Below are 17,025 nucleotides of genomic sequence, written 5' to 3' on the forward strand. Positions count from 1 at the left end.
TCATCACGGCGTCAGAAGATCGATCTTCCGGCCGGTGAGCGGGATGGGGATCGTGTAGCCCGCTTCGGCGAAGCCCTGCCTGGCATTATCGAAGAAATTCGGGCGCGATTGCGCAGCGACCGTGGCTCGCCTATCCCTGGAAAAATGTCTCCGCTTACCGAAACCGTCCTATTCGTCTTCAGCCTTGTCGCGCTCGGCTACCTCGCCGGGCTCACCGGCTATCTGAAGCCGGCGAGCGGCGAGGGGATAGCCGACTTCGCGGTCAGCGTTGCGATGCCGCTGCTGTTGTTCCAGACGATGGTGAATGCCGATTTCCACGGTGTGGCGCCATGGTCCCTATGGGGAGCCTATTTCGCGGCGGTGGCAATCACCTGGGCCGTCGGCCATGTCGTCACCACGCGGATATTCGGACGGGACGCACGCGCCGGAGTCGTCGGCGGCGTGTCGTCGGCCTATTCCAATGTTGTCCTGCTTGGCGCGCCGTTCATTCTCGGCATATTCGGGCGGGACGGATTCGAGGTGCTGTCGCTCCTGGTTTCCGTGCATCTGCCTGTCATGATGATGGCCTCGATCGTGTTGTTCGAGATGTTCGGCCGCGGCGGCGGCGAGCATGTGCATCCCGTGCGCATCATCCGCAATTTCCTGAGGCGGCTGTTCATCAATCCACTGATCATCGGCATCCTTTTGGGTCTCGCATGGCGTTTCAGCGGCATGCCGCTGCCCGAACTTGTCATGCGGCTGGTCGATGCGCTGGCCGACACCGCCGGGCCGGTGGCGCTGTTCGCCATGGGGCTCAGCCTGCGCCGCTTCGGCATATCGGGTAATGTCCGCCCGGCGCTGGCGCTATCGACGCTGAAGCTGTTCCTGATGCCGGCGCTGGTTCTGATCTTCGTCTGGTTGCTCGGCCTGCCGCCCTTGACCGCCAAGGTAGCGGTCGTGGTGGCGGCGCTGCCATCCGGCATCAATTCCTATCTCATTGCCGTGCAGTTCAACACAGGCCAGGCGCTGGCTTCGAACCAGATGACCATCGCGACCGCGAGCGCGGTCGTCACCACTGCTTTCTGGCTGGCGGTGAGCGTGCACGTCTTCGGCTGACATGAATGACCAGGGTCTGAGCCGTTCGGCGTGAATCTGGTTCGACGCGAGGTGTTGGCGGTGAAATCAGGCCCCGGACCTCGCCTTGTACTGGCATAACCCCTATATGCCATCTTGCGATTGCTTGCGGGGCTTTCCCTAGGTTAAGAGCAATGGCCCCAGCGCCCGATGCGCTAATCGAAGACATCCAGATAGCGGCCCGTCAGTGCGCCGAACGGAGGCTAGACCATGCTTCAGAAGACCAGCCATTTCATGCGCCAGGCCAATCTCATCAACGGCGAATGGGTACAGGCCGACAGCGGCCAGACGGTCGACGTCACCAATCCGGCAACCGGCCTCAAGATCGGCACCGTGCCCAAGGCAGGCAAGGTCGAGACCCGCCGCGCCATCGAAGCCGCCGACGAAGCTTTCAAGACCTGGCGCAAGACCACCGCGCTCGAGCGCTCGAAGCTGCTGCGCAAGCTGCACGATGCGATGATGGACAATCAGGACGTTCTGGCGGAGCTCCTGACCATCGAACAGGGCAAGTCGCTGTTCGAATCGAAGGGCGAAATCGGCTCGGCCGCCTCCTACATCCTATGGTTCGCCGAAGAGGGCCGTCGCACCTATGGCGATGTCGTGCCGTCGCCATGGGCGGACCGCCGCATCCTGGTCACCAAGGAACCGGTCGGCGTCATCGCCGCCATCACGCCGTGGAATTTCCCGTCCTCGATGCTGGCCCGCAAGCTCGGCCCGGCGCTCGCCGCGGGTTGCACCGCCGTGGTCAAGCCCGCCTCGCAGACGCCTTACTCCGGTCTCGCCTGGGGTGCGCTGGCCGAGGAGGTCGGCTTCCCCAAGGGCGTGATCAACATCCTGACCGGCGCGGCCGGCGAGATCGGCGATGAGATCTGCGCCAATCCGCTGGTCAAGAAGATCACCTTTACCGGCTCGACCGAGGTCGGCAAGATCCTGATCCAGAAGTCGTCCGTCACCGTGAAGAAGGTGTCGATGGAGCTCGGCGGCAATGCGCCGTTCATCGTCTTCGACGACGCCGACATCGATCGCGCCGTCGCCGGTGCGATCACGGCCAAGTATCGCAATTCGGGCCAGACCTGCGTCTGTACGAACCGCTTCCTTGTCCAGGCCGGCGTCTATGACCGGTTCGTCGAGAAGCTGGCTGCCGCCAGCGACAGGCTGAAGGTCGGCTCCGGGCTGGAGGAAGGCGTGCAGCAGGGACCGTTGATCGACGAGAAAGCCGTGGAGAAGGTCGAGGAACTGATCGCCGACGCGACTTCGAAGGGCGGCAAGATCGTCGCCGGCGGCAAGCGCCATGCGCTCGGCGGCTCGTTCTTCCAGCCGACCGTCATCGCCGATGCGACGCCCAAGATGCGCTTCATGAAGGAAGAGATATTCGGGCCGGTGGCGCCCGTCTTCAGGTTCGAGACCGAGGAAGAGGCGATCGCGCTTGCCAACGACACCGAATTCGGCCTCGCCTGCTATTTCTACACCGGCGATCTTGGCCGCGCCTTCCGCGTCATGGAAGGGCTGAAATATGGCATGGTCGGCGTCAATGAAGGCCTGATCACCACGCCGGAAGCTCCATTCGGCGGCGTCAAGGAGTCCGGGCTCGGCAAGGAAGGCGGACATCAGGGCATCGAGGATTACCTCGATACCAAATATGTCTGCATCGGCGGCCTCGGCCTCTGATAGAGTGTCGCCGGGACAGGCAGGCCTATGATCTGCCTGTCCCGGCTACGAAACGGGCCGTCTGGATCAACTGACGTTTGCGGGCATGGCAATGAAGGACGGCGAGGTTTTCGGCACCACCCAGGCGGGCGAACCGGTTCGCCGCTTCACGATCAGAGGCGGCGGGCTTAGCGCCAATATCCTCGGGCTCGGCGCGATCATCCAGGACCTGCGCCTAGCCGGCCACGGTGCGCCTCTGGTGCTCGGCTATGACAATCTATCATCTTATGAAACCGACACGGCTTTCTTCGGCGCGGTCGTCGGCCGCTATGCCAACCGCATCCGAGACGGCCGTTTCACCATCGCCGGCAAGCGCTACCAGACCGAGCGCAATTTTCTCGACAAGCACACGCTGCATGGCGGCTCGCAAGGCTTTTTCCATCGGCCGTGGACGGTTTCGCTGCACGGCCGGGACTTCGTCACGCTGACGCTGCACGATCCCGACGGCACGATGGGCTTTCCTGGTGCGCTCGACGTCACCTGCACCTACCGGCTGAAGATCCCCGGCACGCTCAGCGTCGAGATATCGGCCACATGCGAGGAGCCGACGCTGTGCAATCTCACGCAGCATTCCTACTTCAACCTCGATGATGGCGGGACGGGCGACATCCTCGATCACCGGATGATGCTCAATGCCGGCGCCTATCTGCCCGTGGATGGCGAAATGATTCCGACGGGTACGGTGAAGCCTGTCGACGGCACGCCTTTCGATTTCCGCCAGGCACGGCCGGTGCGCATGGAGACCGAAGGCGAGCAGCTTGCCTATGACCAGAATTTCTGCCTCGCCTCGGCGCGCGGGCCGCTCAAACAGGCGGCGTGGGTGCAAGGAGCGAGCTCCGGCGTCGAGATGGAGTTGTGGACCACGGAGCCCGGCGTCCAGCTCTATACCGGCCAGTATGTGACACCGCGCACGGGGCTGGAGGGGCGAAACCACAAAGCTTTCTGCGGCTTCTGCCTGGAGCCGCAAATATGGCCGGACGCACCGAACCGGCCGTATTTCCCGCAGGCGACGCTGTGGCCGGGCGCGATCTATCATCACGTGACGGAATATCGGTTCCGGCTGCCCTGACCCTCAATCCATCTCGAATGCAGCCCGGAAAGTCTCGAACGGCGCCAATGCGCCGCGCACCTGCACCACGCTGGCCGCGACACGGTGCGCGCGTTTCGTAGCCTCCACGGGGGCGTGTCCGGCGAGACGCGCGGCGAGATAGCCGCCATTGAAGGAATCGCCCGCGCCCGTCGTGTCGACGGGCGTGGCCACATGGATCGCATGAACTTCCCGCAGCGTCCCGTCCTCGACGATCAGCGCCGGCTGTTCGCCGTTCTTGACCACGACTTCGCCGACCAGTTGCCCGAGCCGCTCAGCCGTTGCCTGCGGCGCTTCATCGCCGAACAGCATCTGCTCGTCCGGGAAAGTCGGTAATGCGATGTCGGTGACGGCGAGCGCCTCCAGGATCGCGGTTTGCGCCTCCTCGCGATCGCGCCACAGCCGTGGCCGGTAGTTGGGATCGAAGGCGATCAGCGACCCCGCGGATCGCGCCTCGGCCACGGCCGATAGCAACGTGGCACGCGCAGCGGAGTCCAGAATTCCCAAAGTGATTCCGGAAAAGTAGACAAGCGACTGTTTTTCAAGGCTTTTTGCTAGCGCAGCCGGATTGGAGGCAAGCTGCCTGGCAGCCGCATCGCCACGCCAATAGGTGAAGGAGCGCTCAGCGCCGGTCAGCGTGATGGCATAGAGGCCGGGCCGGGCCCCCGGGATAACAGGGCTTTCGCCAATGCCGATGCCGTTGTCCGCGAAGAAGCCGATCTGGTCTTGCGAGAAAGGATCGTCTCCGAAAGCCGACACGTAGGTCGCGGGCCTTCCACTCAGCGCATGCAGGGCCCACAGCGTATTGAACGTGTCGCCGGCAAATCCCATGCGCCAGTTCGAACCCGTTTGGCCCGAAAGCTCGATCATGCATTCGCCGATCGAGGCGACACCTTTGCCGATCATCATCCATTCCCCTGTTACGATGCTGCTGTAGCTTTTTGGAGAGTAGAGCGCCATGGTTGGCAAGGGCGGTTTTTTCCGTCACCGGCGATTCCAACAGGTTTGGCGGGATGCGATCCGTGCGGCAAAACGTTATCCCCTGAAGAGGAACCGGCTTGGCTTCGATATGGCGTTATCTTTTGGCGGGTCTTGGTCTGGCAGCCTTGCTGGCTGGCATCCTGGCAGTGGTCTATCTGACCGCACCGCGAACCGCGCAGGTTGCCGGCCCGGATATCTCCCGAACCAAAAAGACCGAGAACGGGTTGTTCATGGCGAGCTTCGCGCCGGAACGCGGCGTTGTCCGTCAAGGCGAGCTGGAATCCTGGCTGTTGACGTTGAAGACGGTAGCCGGGGCGCCGGTGGAAGGGGCCGCCATCGCGGTATCCGGAGGCATGCCGCAACACCGCCACGGCCTGCCGACCAGCCCGCAGGCGACGGACTATCTCGGCGACGGGCGCTATCGCATCGAAGGAGTGAAATTCACCATGAGCGGCTGGTGGCAGCTGCATTTTGCCATCTCCGCGACGGCTGGGTCGGATACGGTCGTCTTCAACGTCGTGCTGTGAGCCGCGGATGAGGCGTCTTGCGCGCTTTTTCGTCGTGACGGCGATGGCTGTTCTTGCCGGCTGCGGCAAGCCGGATTTTTCCGATGCCGAGAAGAAGGCCATCGCCTCGCTGGCGCTGTCGAGCCTGCCGGCCCTGAAACCCGACACCACGAACCGGTTCGCCGATGTCCCGGCCGCTGCCGCCCTGGGCTCGACGCTGTTCTTCGACGCCAGCATGAGCCGCGACGGCACTGTGTCCTGCTCGACCTGCCACAAGATCGACCGGCAGTTCCAGGACGGCCTGCCGCAGGCGGTTGGCGTCGGCCGCACAAACCGGCGTACCATGCCGCTCGCCGGCATCGCGCGAGATCCCTGGTTTTTCTGGGACGGTCGGCGCGACAGCCTGTGGGCGCAGGCGCTGACGCCGCTGGAGAACCCGTTGGAGCAGGCGGGAAACCGTGCCGCCTATGCGCATTACGTCAAGGCGCGCTTCGGCGAACGCTATGAGCGCATCTTCGGCCCGTTGCCCAATCTGTCCGGCATACCAGCCAATGCCAGTCCGCTCGGCAGCGATGCCGAGAAGGCTGCATGGAACGCCATGAGCGACCAGCAGCGCGACGCGACAAACCGGGTGTTCGCCAACATCGGCAAGGCAATTGCTGCCTTCGAACGCTCGATCGAGCCGCCGCGGACCCGCTTCGACCGGTTCGCGCTGGACCTGGTGACCGGCGCCGAGCCGAAAGGCGACGCCGCCTTCTCCCGGGAGGAAATCCTCGGCCTGAAACTGTTCATCGGCAAGGCCAATTGCGTGACCTGCCACAATGGGCCGCGCTTTACCGACAATGGGTTCCACAACACCGGCGTGCCGCCGGTCAAGGGCCTGCCGCCGGATCGCGGCCGCGTCGATGCGGTGGCCCAAGTTCAGGCCGACCCGTTCAACTGCTTCGGCGCTTACCGCGATGGCGATGTCGGCGCCTGCGGCGAATTGCGGTTCATGGTCAAGGATACGCCGGAATTGGTGCGTGCCTACAAGACGCCTTCGCTGCGTGGCGCGGCGACGCGGCCGCCCTACATGCATGCCGGTCAGTTTGCGTCGCTCGACGAGGTGGTGGCGCATTATGCCAAGGCTGCCCCCAGTGTGGAGGGGACATCCGAAATTCATCCGCTTGAGCTGTCGGACCGCGAGCGCGCGGCATTGGTGGCGTTTTTGAAGACGCTATCAGAATGAGTTCGGCCAACAATTTGCCGTTGAAGAATATTGCAAAAAAGATATACTCCGGTTGATGGGCTGGGCGGTCGAGTTTCTGAATATCGAAGTTCGGCAGGAGCTCGAGGCTCAGCCGAAAGACATTCTTGCCAGCTTTCTGCGGATATCGCGCTTGATCGAGGCTCATGGCTTGCGGAAAGTGCATGAGCCTTATGTGAAACACTTGGAAGGCAGGCTTTGGGAAATGCGGATGAAGGGCCGCGACGGCATTGTGCGGGCGGTCTATGTGACGGCGACCGAACGTTATCGTGCGGGTGTTTACCAAGAAGACCCAGAAAACGCCACGAAGCGAGATCGAACTGGCTCTGAAGAGAGCAAAGGAGATTCTATGAACCGGAAAGCAATTCCCGTCGAGGAAGCCGCCAAGGATTGGTTCAAGGATCCGGAGTTCGTTGCCGAATATGAAGCGTTGGAGGAGGAATTCGCGATCGCCGAAGCTTTGATCAAGGCTCGCGGCGAAGCCGACATGACGCAGGAAGAGGTCGCAGCGGCGATGGGGACGACGCAGGCCGTGATTGCTCGCCTGGAGAGTGGTCGAAACATGCCCTCGACCCGAACCTTGCAGCGTTTCGCCAAGGCGACCGGCTCGAAGCTTCGCATCAGCTTCGAGTCCGGCAAGCCGAAGTCACGCGCCGGTCACTGAAATCCTATCTGTCCTTCACCGTCTCCATCGCCACGAAGGTCGAGGTCTGGGCGACATGGGGCAGGGCGGAGATGCGTTCGCCGAGCACGCGGCGGTAGGCGGCGATGTCCCGGGTGCGCACCTTCAAGAGGTAGTCGAAGCTCGATGCCATCATGTGGCACTGCTCGATCTCGGGCACGGCCTGTACGGCACGGTTGAAGGCATCGAGTGCGGCCGAACGTGTGTCGGACAATTTCACCTGGACGAAGGCGACATGGCCTTCGCCCATGCGCTCGCGGTCGATGATCGCCTGGTAACCCCTGATATAGCCGTCCTTCTCCAGCCGCTTCACCCGCGCCTGTACCGGCGTCTTGGACAGGCCGACCTTGGCGGCGAGCTCCGACATGGAGAGCCTGCCGTCGCTTGCCAGCGCCGACAGGATGTTCCTGTCGATGCGGTCCAATTGGTCTTCTGTCATCGAAAATGCAGCCTGTTTAAGTAATTTTCGATCGTATGATAGATCGATCGGACTGCAATGTCGATTTCTTCAGGCCGCCTAAAATCGGCACCTGTGCTAGCTTGCGCCATTCGGTCCGGTGACCGCCGGCCCGTCCCCTTGTGCTTGCCCGTAGGACCCGCCATGCCAGCGCTCGATGCCATCCGCCAGCAAATCCGCGCCAACTATCTGCCCGACGAGGACCAGGCCGTGAAGCGGCTCGCCGAGGCGAGCGGCCTCTCGGTGGAGGACCGCCGGGCGATCTCGGCTCGTGCCGCCGATCTGGTGCGGGCGGTGCGCGGCTCGTCCGATCCGCGGCTGATGGAGGTTTTCCTGTCCGCCTATGGCCTCTCCACCAAGGAAGGCGTGGCGCTGATGTGCCTGGCCGAGGCGCTGCTGCGCGTGCCCGATACCGAGACGATGGACGACCTCATCGCCGACAAGATCGCGCCGCACGACTGGTCTGCGCATTCGGGCGGTTCGAGCTCGATCTTCGTCAATGCCTCGACCTGGGCGCTGATGCTGACCGGCCGTGTGCTTGACGAAGGCGAGGGCGGCATCGAAGGCACGTTGCGCGCCATGGTGCGCAGGCTGGGCGAGCCCGTCATCCGCAAGGCGGTGGCGGCGGCTATGCGCGAGATGGGCGAGCAGTTCGTGCTCGGCCGCACCATCGCCGAAGCCGTCAAGCGCGGCCGGCCGATGACGCAGAAAGGTTATCTCTATTCCTTCGACATGCTGGGCGAGGCGGCTCGCACCGAGGCAGATGCGCTGCGCTACCACAAGGCGTATGCCGATGCCATCTCGTCACTCGATGCCGGTTCAAACGGGCCTGATATCCGCCACAACCACGGCATTTCGGTGAAGCTCTCGGCGCTGCATCCGCGCTACGAGGAAGCGCAGAAGGAAGAGATGCTGCCTGTCATGGCCGAGCGGCTTTTGTCGCTGGCACTCGCTGCGCGTCATTCGCGCATGGGCCTCAACATCGATGCGGAGGAGGCCGACCGCCTCGACCTCTCGCTCGACGTCATAGAGCGCGTGCTTGCCGAGCCGGAGCTCGCAGGCTGGAACGGATTCGGTGTGGTGGTGCAAGCGTATGGACCACGCGCGGCCTTCGTCATCGACTGGCTCTATGCGCTTGCCACGAAATACGACCGCACGATCATGGTACGACTGGTCAAGGGTGCCTATTGGGATACTGAGATCAAGCGGGCGCAGACGCTGGGGCTCGCCGGCTACCCCGTCTTCACCCGCAAGGTCAACACCGACGTTTCTTATCTCGCTTGCGCGAGAAAGCTTTTGTCGATGACCGATCGCATCTATCCGCAATTCGCCACCCACAATGCCCACACTGTCGCCGCCATCCTGTCGATGACGAAGAACCGTGATAGCTTCGAGTTCCAGCGCCTGCACGGGATGGGCGAGGCCTTGCACGAGACGGTGCGCAAGGCCGAAGGCACGCGCTGCCGCATCTACGCGCCTGTCGGCGCGCATTCCGACCTGCTCGCCTATCTGGTGCGCCGGCTGCTGGAGAACGGCGCCAATTCGTCTTTCGTCCACCAACTCACCGACGAGGATGTCGAGCCCGAAGACATTGCGCGCGACCCGATCGAGGCGGTCGAGAGCCAGGGTCCCGCCACCAATCCCGCGATCCCCCGGCCTGCCGTGATCTTCGGCGCCGGCCGCCGCAACTCAAAGGGGTTCGACATCACCGATCCGGTGACGCTGGCGGCGATCGACAAGGAGAGGACAGCCTTCGCTGGCCCCGACCGCTGGCACGCCAAGCCCATCACGCGCGCCGCCGGCTATGGCGAGCAACGCCCGGTCGTCAATCCGGCCAGGCCTTCGGAAGTGGTGGGCACGGTAAGCGAAGCCACCGCCAAGCAGGTGGCAACCGCCGTGCGCATCGCTGTCGAAGCGCAGCCGGCCTGGGCAAAGCGTCCGGTTGCCGAACGTGCCGCCATCCTCAATCGCGCCGCCGACCTCTACGAGGCCAATGCGGTCGAGTTTTTCGCGCTGGCCACCCGCGAGGCCGGCAAATCGCTGGCCGACGGCGTCGCTGAAGTGCGCGAGGCCGTGGATTTCCTGCGCTATTACGCCGCCGAGGCGAGCAATGCCGAGGCGGGCACCGAGGCGCGCGGCGTCATTGTCTGCATCTCGCCGTGGAATTTTCCCCTCGCCATCTTCACCGGCCAGATCGCCGCAGCACTCGTCACCGGCAATTCGGTGATTGCAAAGCCCGCCGAACAGACGCCGCTGATCGCCTTCCGGGCCGTCGAAATGCTGCGCCAGGCCGGCGTGCCGGAAGACGTCATCCAGCTTCTGCCGGGCGACGGCCCCTCGGTCGGCGGACCGCTGACATCAGATCCGCGCATTGCCGGCGTCTGCTTCACCGGCTCGACCGAGGTCGCCAAGCTGATCGAGAAGCAACTGGCCGAGACAGCCGCGCCCGACGCCATGCTGATCGCCGAGACGGGCGGCCTGAATGCCATGATCGTCGATTCCACCGCGCTGCCCGAGCAGGCGGTGCGCGATATCCTCGCCTCCGCCTTCCAGAGTGCGGGCCAGCGCTGTTCGGCGCTGCGCGTCCTCTATGTGCAGAAGGACGTCGAGAAGAAGATGCTGGAGATGCTGAAGGGCGCCATGGAGGCGCTCAAGGTCGGCGATCCCTGGGCTATCTCGACGGATGTCGGTCCCGTCATCGACGACGAGGCGCAGGGTTCGATCCGCGAGTACTGCACCAAAATGGGTCTGCAGGGCCGGCTGATCGCCAAGCTCGAAGCACCCAGGGATGGCCGTTTCGTCGCGCCGCATGTGTTCCGGGTCAAGGGTATCGAGGAGATGGAGCGCGAGGTGTTCGGGCCGGTGCTCCATGTCGCCAGTTTCGATGCCGACGAGATCGACGCGGTGATCGCCGCCATCAACCGCAAGGGCTATGGCCTGACTTTCGGCCTGCACACCCGCATCGAGGGCAGGGTTCAGCACTTCGTCGATGGGATCCATGCCGGCAACATCTATGTCAACCGCAACCAGATCGGCGCGGTCGTCGGCTCGCAGCCGTTCGGCGGCGAGGGGCTGTCCGGCACGGGGCCCAAGGCCGGCGGACCGCATTATCTCCGGCGCTTTCGCAAGGGACCGGAGGCAGGTACGCCGCTTGCCGACGGTCACAAGGTGACGGCGACCGAGCTCGCCGACAACCTGCCCGATCCCGCGCTTGGCGGCTGGTCGACGCGGCCGGACCGCGTCGCCATTCTGCGCAAGCACCTGCGCGGCAAAGGTGCCGCGGCGATCGGAGCAGCCGCCGGTATCGATTTCGGCCAGGTCGACCTGCCCGGGCCGACCGGCGAGGCCAACACGCTGTCACTGGCGCCGCGCGGCCGGGTGCTGTGCCTGGGACCGGACGGCGACACGCTGCTTGCGCAGACGATCCAGGCGCTCGCCGCCGGCAACGCCGTGCTGGCGGTGGCGCCAGGCGCGCCGGCGGCGCTTTCGGCGCTTACCGGCAAGGGTCTGCCGCTGGCGGCGATCGACGGCCGCCCCGATCCGGTCGAGGCTCGGTCGTTGCGCGTCGACGTCGTCGCCTTCTCGGGGACGCCGGAAGCGGCGCGCATCGTGCGCAAGGTGATCGCCGAACGCTCAGGGCTGATCGTGCCGCTGGTCAGCGAGGTGCTCAATCCGGCGGCCTACGTGCATGAGCGGGCCGTCTGTGTCGACACCACCGCCGCGGGCGGCAATGCCAGCCTGCTTGCGGCGGCGTAAGGACCCTATCCGGCGGGCGAGGTCGCTTCAGGCGCCCTCGACGACCGAAAAGCCCTCGAATTGGGGATGGCCGAGATAATGGACCTTCGTCGTGCCGACGTTCCTGTGGGCGGCGCGAAAGTTCTCCGACTTGGTCCAGGCGACGAAATCGTCGTGGCTTGCCCAGACCGTGTGCGAGGCAAACAGCGTATAGCTCTCGGTCTCGTTGACCGGGCCGCGCAGCAGATGGAATTCGCGGAAGCCCTTCATTTCCGCAAGGCTGGAATTGCGGTTTTTCCACACGGCCTCGAAATCGGCTTCCGAGCCGTTCTGCACCTTGAAGCGGTTCATGGCGATGTACATGGAGTTCCTTTCGGTTTTCTGGACTGAGACGGGTGGTTCCCGATTGGGTACGTTCAGAAAGGCCTGGTTGCGTGCCGCAGGCATGCCGCACGCAGTCCACGCCGTGCTCAGACCCCGAAGGCGATGCTGGTCTTGGCATCTGTCTTGAGTTTTCGCATGCAGGTATTCGGCTCGACGCCGGTGCCGACGCATTCGGTCGCGCTGTTGATCAGCACGCGGCTGACCTTGGCACAGTTGGTGCCAGCGAGATCGAAGCGCGTCACCTTCGTCTTGCCGGCCGGCAAGTCCTTGAAATCGAGTACGGTCAAGCGGTCGACGACGCCGGCGTCGTTGAACAGCGCGATCTCGAACGCCGCCCTGGAAAGGTCGGCGCCGAGATTGTTGGTGACCACGAAGGTCAGGCGGCAGCCCTTTTCGGAGGGTTGCGCGCCATTGAGTTCTAGGGCGAGAGCAGGCGCCGGCGCGGACTCTTGTGCCCACGCCGGAACCGCTGCAAGCGACATCGCCAGCGCCGAGGTCAGCAGGCGAAGGGATGCCGTCAAGCTCGTCATCATCATCCTCCAAATCGCATCGTTGCCGCCAGCTTCAGCGTTATGCCCGGTTCATAGACCGCGACCGTCGTGCTACCGTTCAACGGATTGGCGTATTTGACATCGAACAGATTGTCGGCGCGGAAATCAACCTTCAGATTGTCGGTCGCCTGGTAGCTGGCGAAGGCGTTGACCAGCGTATAGTCCTCGGCGATCGGGTTGCCCTTGGGCTTGCCATTGTACTGCACCTCGCCGCCGACAGTGAGTTTGTCCTCGAGGAAGCGCAGGCCGAGCTGCGCGGTGACCTGCGCAGACGGGATCGTGGCAAGGTCCGCCCGATCGCCTTCGTAGGATATGGTGTGGCCATTGATGATGGAGGCGGAAAGTCCGGCGTAGCCCCATGCTGCATCATAAACGCCTTCCATCTCGAAGCCGTTGATCTTTGCCTTGGCGAAGTTCTGGTACTGGAAGCAGATCGGAATGCCCGGCCCGAAGGGGCAGCCGCTGGTCGGGTCGAAGGCCGACAGCGTAACGCCCTCGATATAGTCTTCGACGTCGTTGTTGAAATAGGCTGCCTTCAGCCGAAACGCGTCGCCGGATTCGAGAATGTCGTTCTGCTTGTAGTTGACGCCGAATTCGACGGTCTTGCCGGTTTCGGGCTTCAAATTGGGATTGGGCAGGAACGGGAAGCTCACCCCCGCCGGGTGGTTGCCGCTGATCAGGGTTTCGGTCAGCGACGGCGACCGGTAGCCCTCGGCATAGGTGCCGTAGAATTGCAGGCCGGCAAGGCTGGCGCTTTCGAAAGGTGAAACGCCGACGGTGATGCGCGGCGACAGGCGGTCGCCCGACGCTTCGTGCATGCCGTCCTTGAGGCTGTAATTGTCGTAACGCAGCCCGGCGATGACTTCGAGCCAATCCCAGCTGAGCTTGTCCTGCATGTAGGCGCCGGAAACATTGCGCTTGCCGGAAGGCGTGTAGAAGCTGTCGCCACCTGCCGTGCCGCCAGTCTCGACGTCGTCATTCACCCAGTCGCCACCATAGGTCAGTTCATGCGCGAGGCCGCCTGTCTCGAATCGCGACGTGTTCCAGATGTCGATGGCGGCGGTGCCGACATCGAAGGTCGATGTCGAACCTGCCGGCAATATCACGGGAAGGCCGGTGACGGGATCGAATCGGCGCTGAGGAACAAGACTGGTCAGGTCGAGATTGGTCTTGTTGTAGGAGGTGTTGACGTGGAGGTCGAGCCAGCTCCTGTCTTCGTCCGTGATATTGTAGCGCGCGGTGAAGGTGTCCGACTTCAGGTCGACGTCATTGGCCGGCATGCCGCCGCTGATCTCGTTCCAGCCGTCGCTCGAACCAACCCAGCCGAGCTTCAGTTCGCTATTGTCGCTCGGGCGGATTGTGGTCTTGAGCAATCCGCTCAATACGTCGAAGCCGGTGCCCTTGACGGTGTCGCCGCCGCCATCCTTGTAGTCATCGTAGTCGCGGTAGACGATGTTGCCCAGCGCATCCCAGTTCTCGTTGAAGCGATAGGCGCCGGACGCGCTGGTGGTCCAGCCCTTGCCGTTGGTCTCGTAGCGTCCGGTGACGGATCCAGCCCATGTCTCATCCGGCTTGAGGAAGTCCTGGGCGTCCTTGGTGTCGAAGAAAACCACGCCGCCGATCGCGCCCGAGCCATAGGTGTTGGCGACGGGACCACGGATGACGTCGACGGATTTGATAAGTTCGGGGTCGACATAGAAGGTCGATTGGGTTCCGTGATCGGAACGCTGGAAGTTCTGCCGCGCGCCGTCGACTATGACCGCGACGCGGCCGAAATCCTGCAGGCCGCGGATGTTGACGCTGGTGCTGGCGCGCCTGGCATCGGCCTGCGCCGCGACGCCGGGCACGCCGAACAGCACTTCGTTCGGCGTCGTCGCCATGCGGCGGTCGAGCTGTTCCTGGTCGACATGGCTGGCCGAGGCCAGCGATTGGATCGCCGTTTCCCCCGTGCGGCTGATGACCAGAACCTTGTCGAGCAGCGTTGCGCCCGCCGGCGCCGGCTTTTCCTGCTCAGCCTGCTTCGATTGATCGGCCTGCTCTCCCGCCGCCTGTGCCGATTGCTGAGCGTTGGCGGGTGGCACGAACAAGGCAATCGCCGCCACGCCCGCCAGCAAAGCCGCTGCACCGTTCGCCGCCGACCAGCCGCGCCGTTCCCAAATCGCTAACCCCATGTGCCCCAACTCCAAATTCCAGGTTGATGCGGGCTGGCCTGGGGCTGGCTGGCATTTGTGATCGTATTCAGCGTCTTAAATCTTGACTCATTTAATCCGGTATTGCACTGACTAGTAAACATGATTAGTCGAGTCAAGAATGAATCGGATTACGCAAACGCCTAGCCAGACGCCCGGCACAGGAAAGGGACCGATCCACATGAACACCCACAATCCCAACGACTTCCGCTATCGCGTCCGCCGTTCCGACGATGCTTCCGCCCGCTTCGACCGCGTTCCGCTCGCGATGCGCACGCTGTCGAGCAACACGCTGTTCCAGGGCGAGCACGAGATCGGCATCGAGCATCACGGCGCGCTCTACCGGCTCAAGATCACCCGCCAGGGCAAGCTCATCCTCAACAAGTAAGCGGAAGGGATCAGGACAATGGACCAGCGCGTGAAACCCGCCCCGCACGAAATCCGGCGGGCGCGGACGGACAATCCGAAAACGCGCGAGCGCGATCTGGCCGCACAGCTCGGCATTTCGGAGGCCGAGTTGGTGGCCGCGCATTGCGGCGACGGTGTCGTTCGCGTCGAGCCACGCGTCAACGACCTCCTGACCGGCCTCGATGCCGTCGGCGAGGTGATGGCGCTGACCCGCAACGAAAGCGCCGTGCATGAGAAGATCGGCGTCTACGACAAGGTCGTCACCGGCAATCACAATGCCATGGTCCTGGGCGAGAACATCGACCTGCGCATTTTCCCGAAAATCTGGGCGCACGGCTTTGCCGTGGAAAAGCGCGAGGGCGACGACATCCGCCGCAGCCTGCAATTCTTCGACGCGGCGGGCGAGGCGGTGCACAAGGTGCATCTGCGGCCGGGATCCAATCTCTATGCCTATCAGAAACTGGTCGCTTCGCTGGAATCGTCGAACCAGGAACCACTAGTCGCCATTTCGGGGCCAGCCGCCGAGAACGAAGGCCAGGCGGCGGCAACGACCGCGAATCTCGACGATCTGCGCGATCGCTGGAGCCGGCTGACCGACGTGCATCAGTTCTTCGGCATGCTGAAGACGTTGAAGCTCAGTCGCCGCCAGGCTGTGCGCATGGTGGGCCAGGACTACGCCTGGCTGCTCGACAATGATGCGGTGAGAGCCATGTTCAATCATGCCGCCGCGGGCGAAATGCCGATCATGTGCTTTGTGGGAAACCGCGGCTGTATCCAAATCCATTCCGGTCCGGTCAAGTCGATCAAGCCGATGGGGCCATGGATCAATGTGCTGGACGAGACCTTCCATCTGCACCTGCGCACCGACCACATTCATGAGGTCTGGGCCGTGCGCAAGCCGACCAAGGACGGCCATGTCACGTCGCTGGAGGTCTACGACGCCGTCGGCAACATGATCATCCAGTTCTTCGGCAAGCGCCATGAAGGAGAGGGTGAGCGCGACGACTGGCGCTTCCTGGCCGAAAACCTGCCGCGCATTCCAAGCCCGACGGCAGCCTGAGGAAACGATGATGGGTCTTCTCACCGGATTGACGGCCTCGCGCGGATCGATGCTTGGCCCGATGCTCGGCTTTTCCCTTGCCCTCGGCGCGCTGCAGCCGGCCGACGCCAGCGACGGTGTCTCCGTCTTCTCCGATCCCACCAGGATCGCGTCCATCGGCGGCTCGATCACCGAGATCGTCTACGCGCTCGGCGAGGAAAAGCATCTTGTGGCGCGCGATTCCACCAGCCGCTATCCGAAAGCCGCTCTCGACCTGCCGGATGTCGGCTACATGCGTCAGCTGTCGCCGGAGGGTGTGCTGTCGGTCAACCCTTCGGGCATGCTGGCGCTGCACGGCAGCGGCCCCAAGGAGGCGCTCGATGTGCTGAAGAAGACGAGCATCCCCTTCATCGAGGTGCCTGACCAGTACGATCGTGAGGGCATCCTCGAAAAGGTCCGCGTGGTCGGCAAGGCGCTCGGCGCCGACGCCAAGGCCGAAGCGCTGGCCAGGGAGATCGATGCCAAGCTGCAGGCGGCGGAAAAGCAGACGGCCTCGATCAAGCAGCGCAAGCGCGTGCTGTTCGTGCTGTCGATGCAGGGCGGCAAGATCATGGCGGCCGGCAGCGACACCGCGGCCAACGGCATCATCAAGCTGGCCGGCGGCGTCAACGCGATCGAAGGCTTCTCCGGCTACAAGCAACTGTCCGACGAGGCTGTCGTCACCGCCAGGCCGGACGCGATCCTGATGATGAGCAATGCCGGACCGCCGGTAGCGGACGACGAACTGTTCGGCAATGCGTCGATCGCCTCGACGCCGGCCGGAACGGCGCGCAAGCTGATCCGCATCGACGGCGGGTATCTGCTCGGCTTCGGACCACGGACGGCCGACGCCGTCCACGACCTTGCCGTCGCGCTCTATGGCACGCAGATTACGGACTGA

Annotated in this window: 15 protein-coding genes and 1 pseudogene; 11 read left to right on the top strand and 5 right to left on the bottom strand. The window is 63.6% G+C overall.

The genetic code is table 11. From position 1 onward, the window contains the following. Window positions 1–144: 144 nt before the first annotated feature. The 3 genes from LB566_RS24240 (at window position 145) to LB566_RS24250 (ending at window position 3,889) form a co-directional block, all read left to right on the top strand. On the top strand, window positions 145–1,095 hold the full coding sequence (locus LB566_RS24240) for an AEC family transporter (RefSeq protein ID WP_140551399.1): 951 nt from the start codon (window positions 145–147) through the stop codon (window positions 1,093–1,095). Between the two features lie 228 nt (window positions 1,096–1,323). Further along, window positions 1,324–2,781, top strand: a complete 1,458-nt coding sequence (locus LB566_RS24245) for an NAD-dependent succinate-semialdehyde dehydrogenase (RefSeq protein ID WP_140551400.1) — start codon at window positions 1,324–1,326, stop codon at window positions 2,779–2,781. Between the two features lie 85 nt (window positions 2,782–2,866). After that, window positions 2,867–3,889 (top strand): aldose epimerase family protein, encoded by a 1,023-nt coding sequence (locus tag LB566_RS24250; RefSeq protein ID WP_224627948.1) that lies wholly within the window; start codon window positions 2,867–2,869, stop codon window positions 3,887–3,889. Window positions 3,890–3,892: 3 nt separating this feature from the next. Here the strand turns inward: LB566_RS24250 and LB566_RS24255 are convergent, their stop codons facing one another. Next, complete coding sequence (locus tag LB566_RS24255) at window positions 3,893–4,813, bottom strand: sugar kinase (protein WP_224628036.1); 921 nt, start codon at window positions 4,811–4,813, stop codon at window positions 3,893–3,895. Window positions 4,814–4,965: 152 nt separating this feature from the next. Between LB566_RS24255 and LB566_RS24260 the strand changes: the two genes are divergently transcribed. The 4 genes and pseudogenes from LB566_RS24260 (at window position 4,966) to LB566_RS24275 (ending at window position 7,304) form a co-directional block, all read left to right on the top strand. Next, window positions 4,966–5,415 (top strand): FixH family protein, encoded by a 450-nt coding sequence (locus LB566_RS24260; protein ID WP_224627950.1) that lies wholly within the window; start codon window positions 4,966–4,968, stop codon window positions 5,413–5,415. A gap of 7 nt (window positions 5,416–5,422) precedes the next feature. Then, a complete protein-coding gene (locus LB566_RS24265; protein ID WP_224627952.1) occupies window positions 5,423–6,622 on the top strand; it encodes a cytochrome-c peroxidase in 1,200 nt (399 codons plus the stop codon). A 55-nt stretch (window positions 6,623–6,677) separates the two neighbouring features. Next, window positions 6,678–6,993, top strand: a pseudogene (locus LB566_RS24270) (type II toxin-antitoxin system RelE/ParE family toxin). After that, window positions 6,990–7,304 (top strand): helix-turn-helix domain-containing protein, encoded by a 315-nt coding sequence (locus LB566_RS24275; RefSeq protein ID WP_224627953.1) that lies wholly within the window; start codon window positions 6,990–6,992, stop codon window positions 7,302–7,304. The pseudogene LB566_RS24270 and the gene LB566_RS24275 overlap by 4 nt, the downstream one beginning before the upstream one ends. A gap of 4 nt (window positions 7,305–7,308) precedes the next feature. Here LB566_RS24275 and LB566_RS24280 read toward each other — a convergent pair whose 3' ends face one another. After that, on the bottom strand, window positions 7,309–7,761 hold the full coding sequence (locus LB566_RS24280; protein ID WP_140551405.1) for an Lrp/AsnC family transcriptional regulator: 453 nt from the start codon (window positions 7,759–7,761) through the stop codon (window positions 7,309–7,311). A 162-nt stretch (window positions 7,762–7,923) separates the two neighbouring features. Here LB566_RS24280 and putA point away from each other — a divergent pair, with 162 nt between their 5' ends. Next, window positions 7,924–11,535 carry a bifunctional proline dehydrogenase/L-glutamate gamma-semialdehyde dehydrogenase PutA gene (gene putA, locus LB566_RS24285; protein WP_224627976.1) on the top strand — a complete coding sequence of 1,204 codons (3,612 nt, stop codon included), beginning with the start codon at window positions 7,924–7,926 and terminating at the stop codon, window positions 11,533–11,535. A 27-nt stretch (window positions 11,536–11,562) separates the two neighbouring features. On the opposite strand, the gene LB566_RS24290 is transcribed toward putA, so the two are convergent. The 3 genes from LB566_RS24290 to LB566_RS24300 form a co-directional block, all read right to left on the bottom strand. Next, entirely contained in the window at window positions 11,563–11,877 is a 315-nt protein-coding gene (locus LB566_RS24290; protein WP_224627997.1) for an antibiotic biosynthesis monooxygenase family protein, read from the bottom strand. Between the two features lie 107 nt (window positions 11,878–11,984). Further along, window positions 11,985–12,428: a hypothetical protein gene (locus LB566_RS24295; protein ID WP_140551407.1), complete on the bottom strand. Its 444-nt coding sequence runs from the start codon at window positions 12,426–12,428 to the stop codon at window positions 11,985–11,987. Window positions 12,429–12,430: 2 nt separating this feature from the next. After that, a complete protein-coding gene (locus tag LB566_RS24300) occupies window positions 12,431–14,620 on the bottom strand; it encodes a TonB-dependent hemoglobin/transferrin/lactoferrin family receptor (RefSeq protein WP_224627998.1) in 2,190 nt (729 codons plus the stop codon). Between the two features lie 199 nt (window positions 14,621–14,819). Here LB566_RS24300 and hemP point away from each other — a divergent pair, with 199 nt between their 5' ends. From hemP to LB566_RS24315, 3 genes are read left to right on the top strand one after another with little or no spacing between them, the layout of a single operon-like run. Beyond that, a complete protein-coding gene (hemP, locus tag LB566_RS24305) occupies window positions 14,820–15,026 on the top strand; it encodes a hemin uptake protein HemP (RefSeq protein ID WP_224628000.1) in 207 nt (68 codons plus the stop codon). Between the two features lie 18 nt (window positions 15,027–15,044). Next, window positions 15,045–16,106 (top strand): hemin-degrading factor, encoded by a 1,062-nt coding sequence (locus LB566_RS24310; protein ID WP_224628002.1) that lies wholly within the window; start codon window positions 15,045–15,047, stop codon window positions 16,104–16,106. A 10-nt stretch (window positions 16,107–16,116) separates the two neighbouring features. Continuing rightward, a complete protein-coding gene (locus LB566_RS24315) occupies window positions 16,117–17,025 on the top strand; it encodes a hemin ABC transporter substrate-binding protein (protein WP_224628004.1) in 909 nt (302 codons plus the stop codon).

Source organism: Mesorhizobium sp. CA13, from assembly GCF_020165235.1.
Taxonomy (GTDB): Bacteria; Pseudomonadota; Alphaproteobacteria; order Rhizobiales; family Rhizobiaceae; genus Mesorhizobium.

Bases quoted from the DNA above. Each gene is read 5' to 3' on its own strand.
- LB566_RS24240 (WP_140551399.1), top strand. From the start codon at position 145: ATGTCTCCGCTTACCGAAACCGTCCTATTCGTCTTCAGCCTTGTCGCG.
- LB566_RS24245 (WP_140551400.1), top strand. From the start codon at position 1,324: ATGCTTCAGAAGACCAGCCATTTCATGCGCCAGGCCAATCTCATCAAC.
- LB566_RS24250 (WP_224627948.1), top strand. From the start codon at position 2,867: ATGGCAATGAAGGACGGCGAGGTTTTCGGCACCACCCAGGCGGGCGAA.
- LB566_RS24255 (WP_224628036.1), bottom strand. From the start codon at position 4,813: ATGATCGGCAAAGGTGTCGCCTCGATCGGCGAATGCATGATCGAGCTT.
- LB566_RS24265 (WP_224627952.1), top strand. From the start codon at position 5,423: ATGAGGCGTCTTGCGCGCTTTTTCGTCGTGACGGCGATGGCTGTTCTT.
- LB566_RS24275 (WP_224627953.1), top strand. From the start codon at position 6,990: ATGAACCGGAAAGCAATTCCCGTCGAGGAAGCCGCCAAGGATTGGTTC.
- LB566_RS24280 (WP_140551405.1), bottom strand. From the start codon at position 7,761: ATGACAGAAGACCAATTGGACCGCATCGACAGGAACATCCTGTCGGCG.
- putA (WP_224627976.1), top strand. From the start codon at position 7,924: ATGCCAGCGCTCGATGCCATCCGCCAGCAAATCCGCGCCAACTATCTG.
- LB566_RS24290 (WP_224627997.1), bottom strand. From the start codon at position 11,877: ATGTACATCGCCATGAACCGCTTCAAGGTGCAGAACGGCTCGGAAGCC.
- LB566_RS24295 (WP_140551407.1), bottom strand. From the start codon at position 12,428: ATGACGAGCTTGACGGCATCCCTTCGCCTGCTGACCTCGGCGCTGGCG.
- LB566_RS24300 (WP_224627998.1), bottom strand. From the start codon at position 14,620: ATGGGGTTAGCGATTTGGGAACGGCGCGGCTGGTCGGCGGCGAACGGT.
- hemP (WP_224628000.1), top strand. From the start codon at position 14,820: ATGAACACCCACAATCCCAACGACTTCCGCTATCGCGTCCGCCGTTCC.
- LB566_RS24310 (WP_224628002.1), top strand. From the start codon at position 15,045: ATGGACCAGCGCGTGAAACCCGCCCCGCACGAAATCCGGCGGGCGCGG.
- LB566_RS24315 (WP_224628004.1), top strand. From the start codon at position 16,117: ATGGGTCTTCTCACCGGATTGACGGCCTCGCGCGGATCGATGCTTGGC.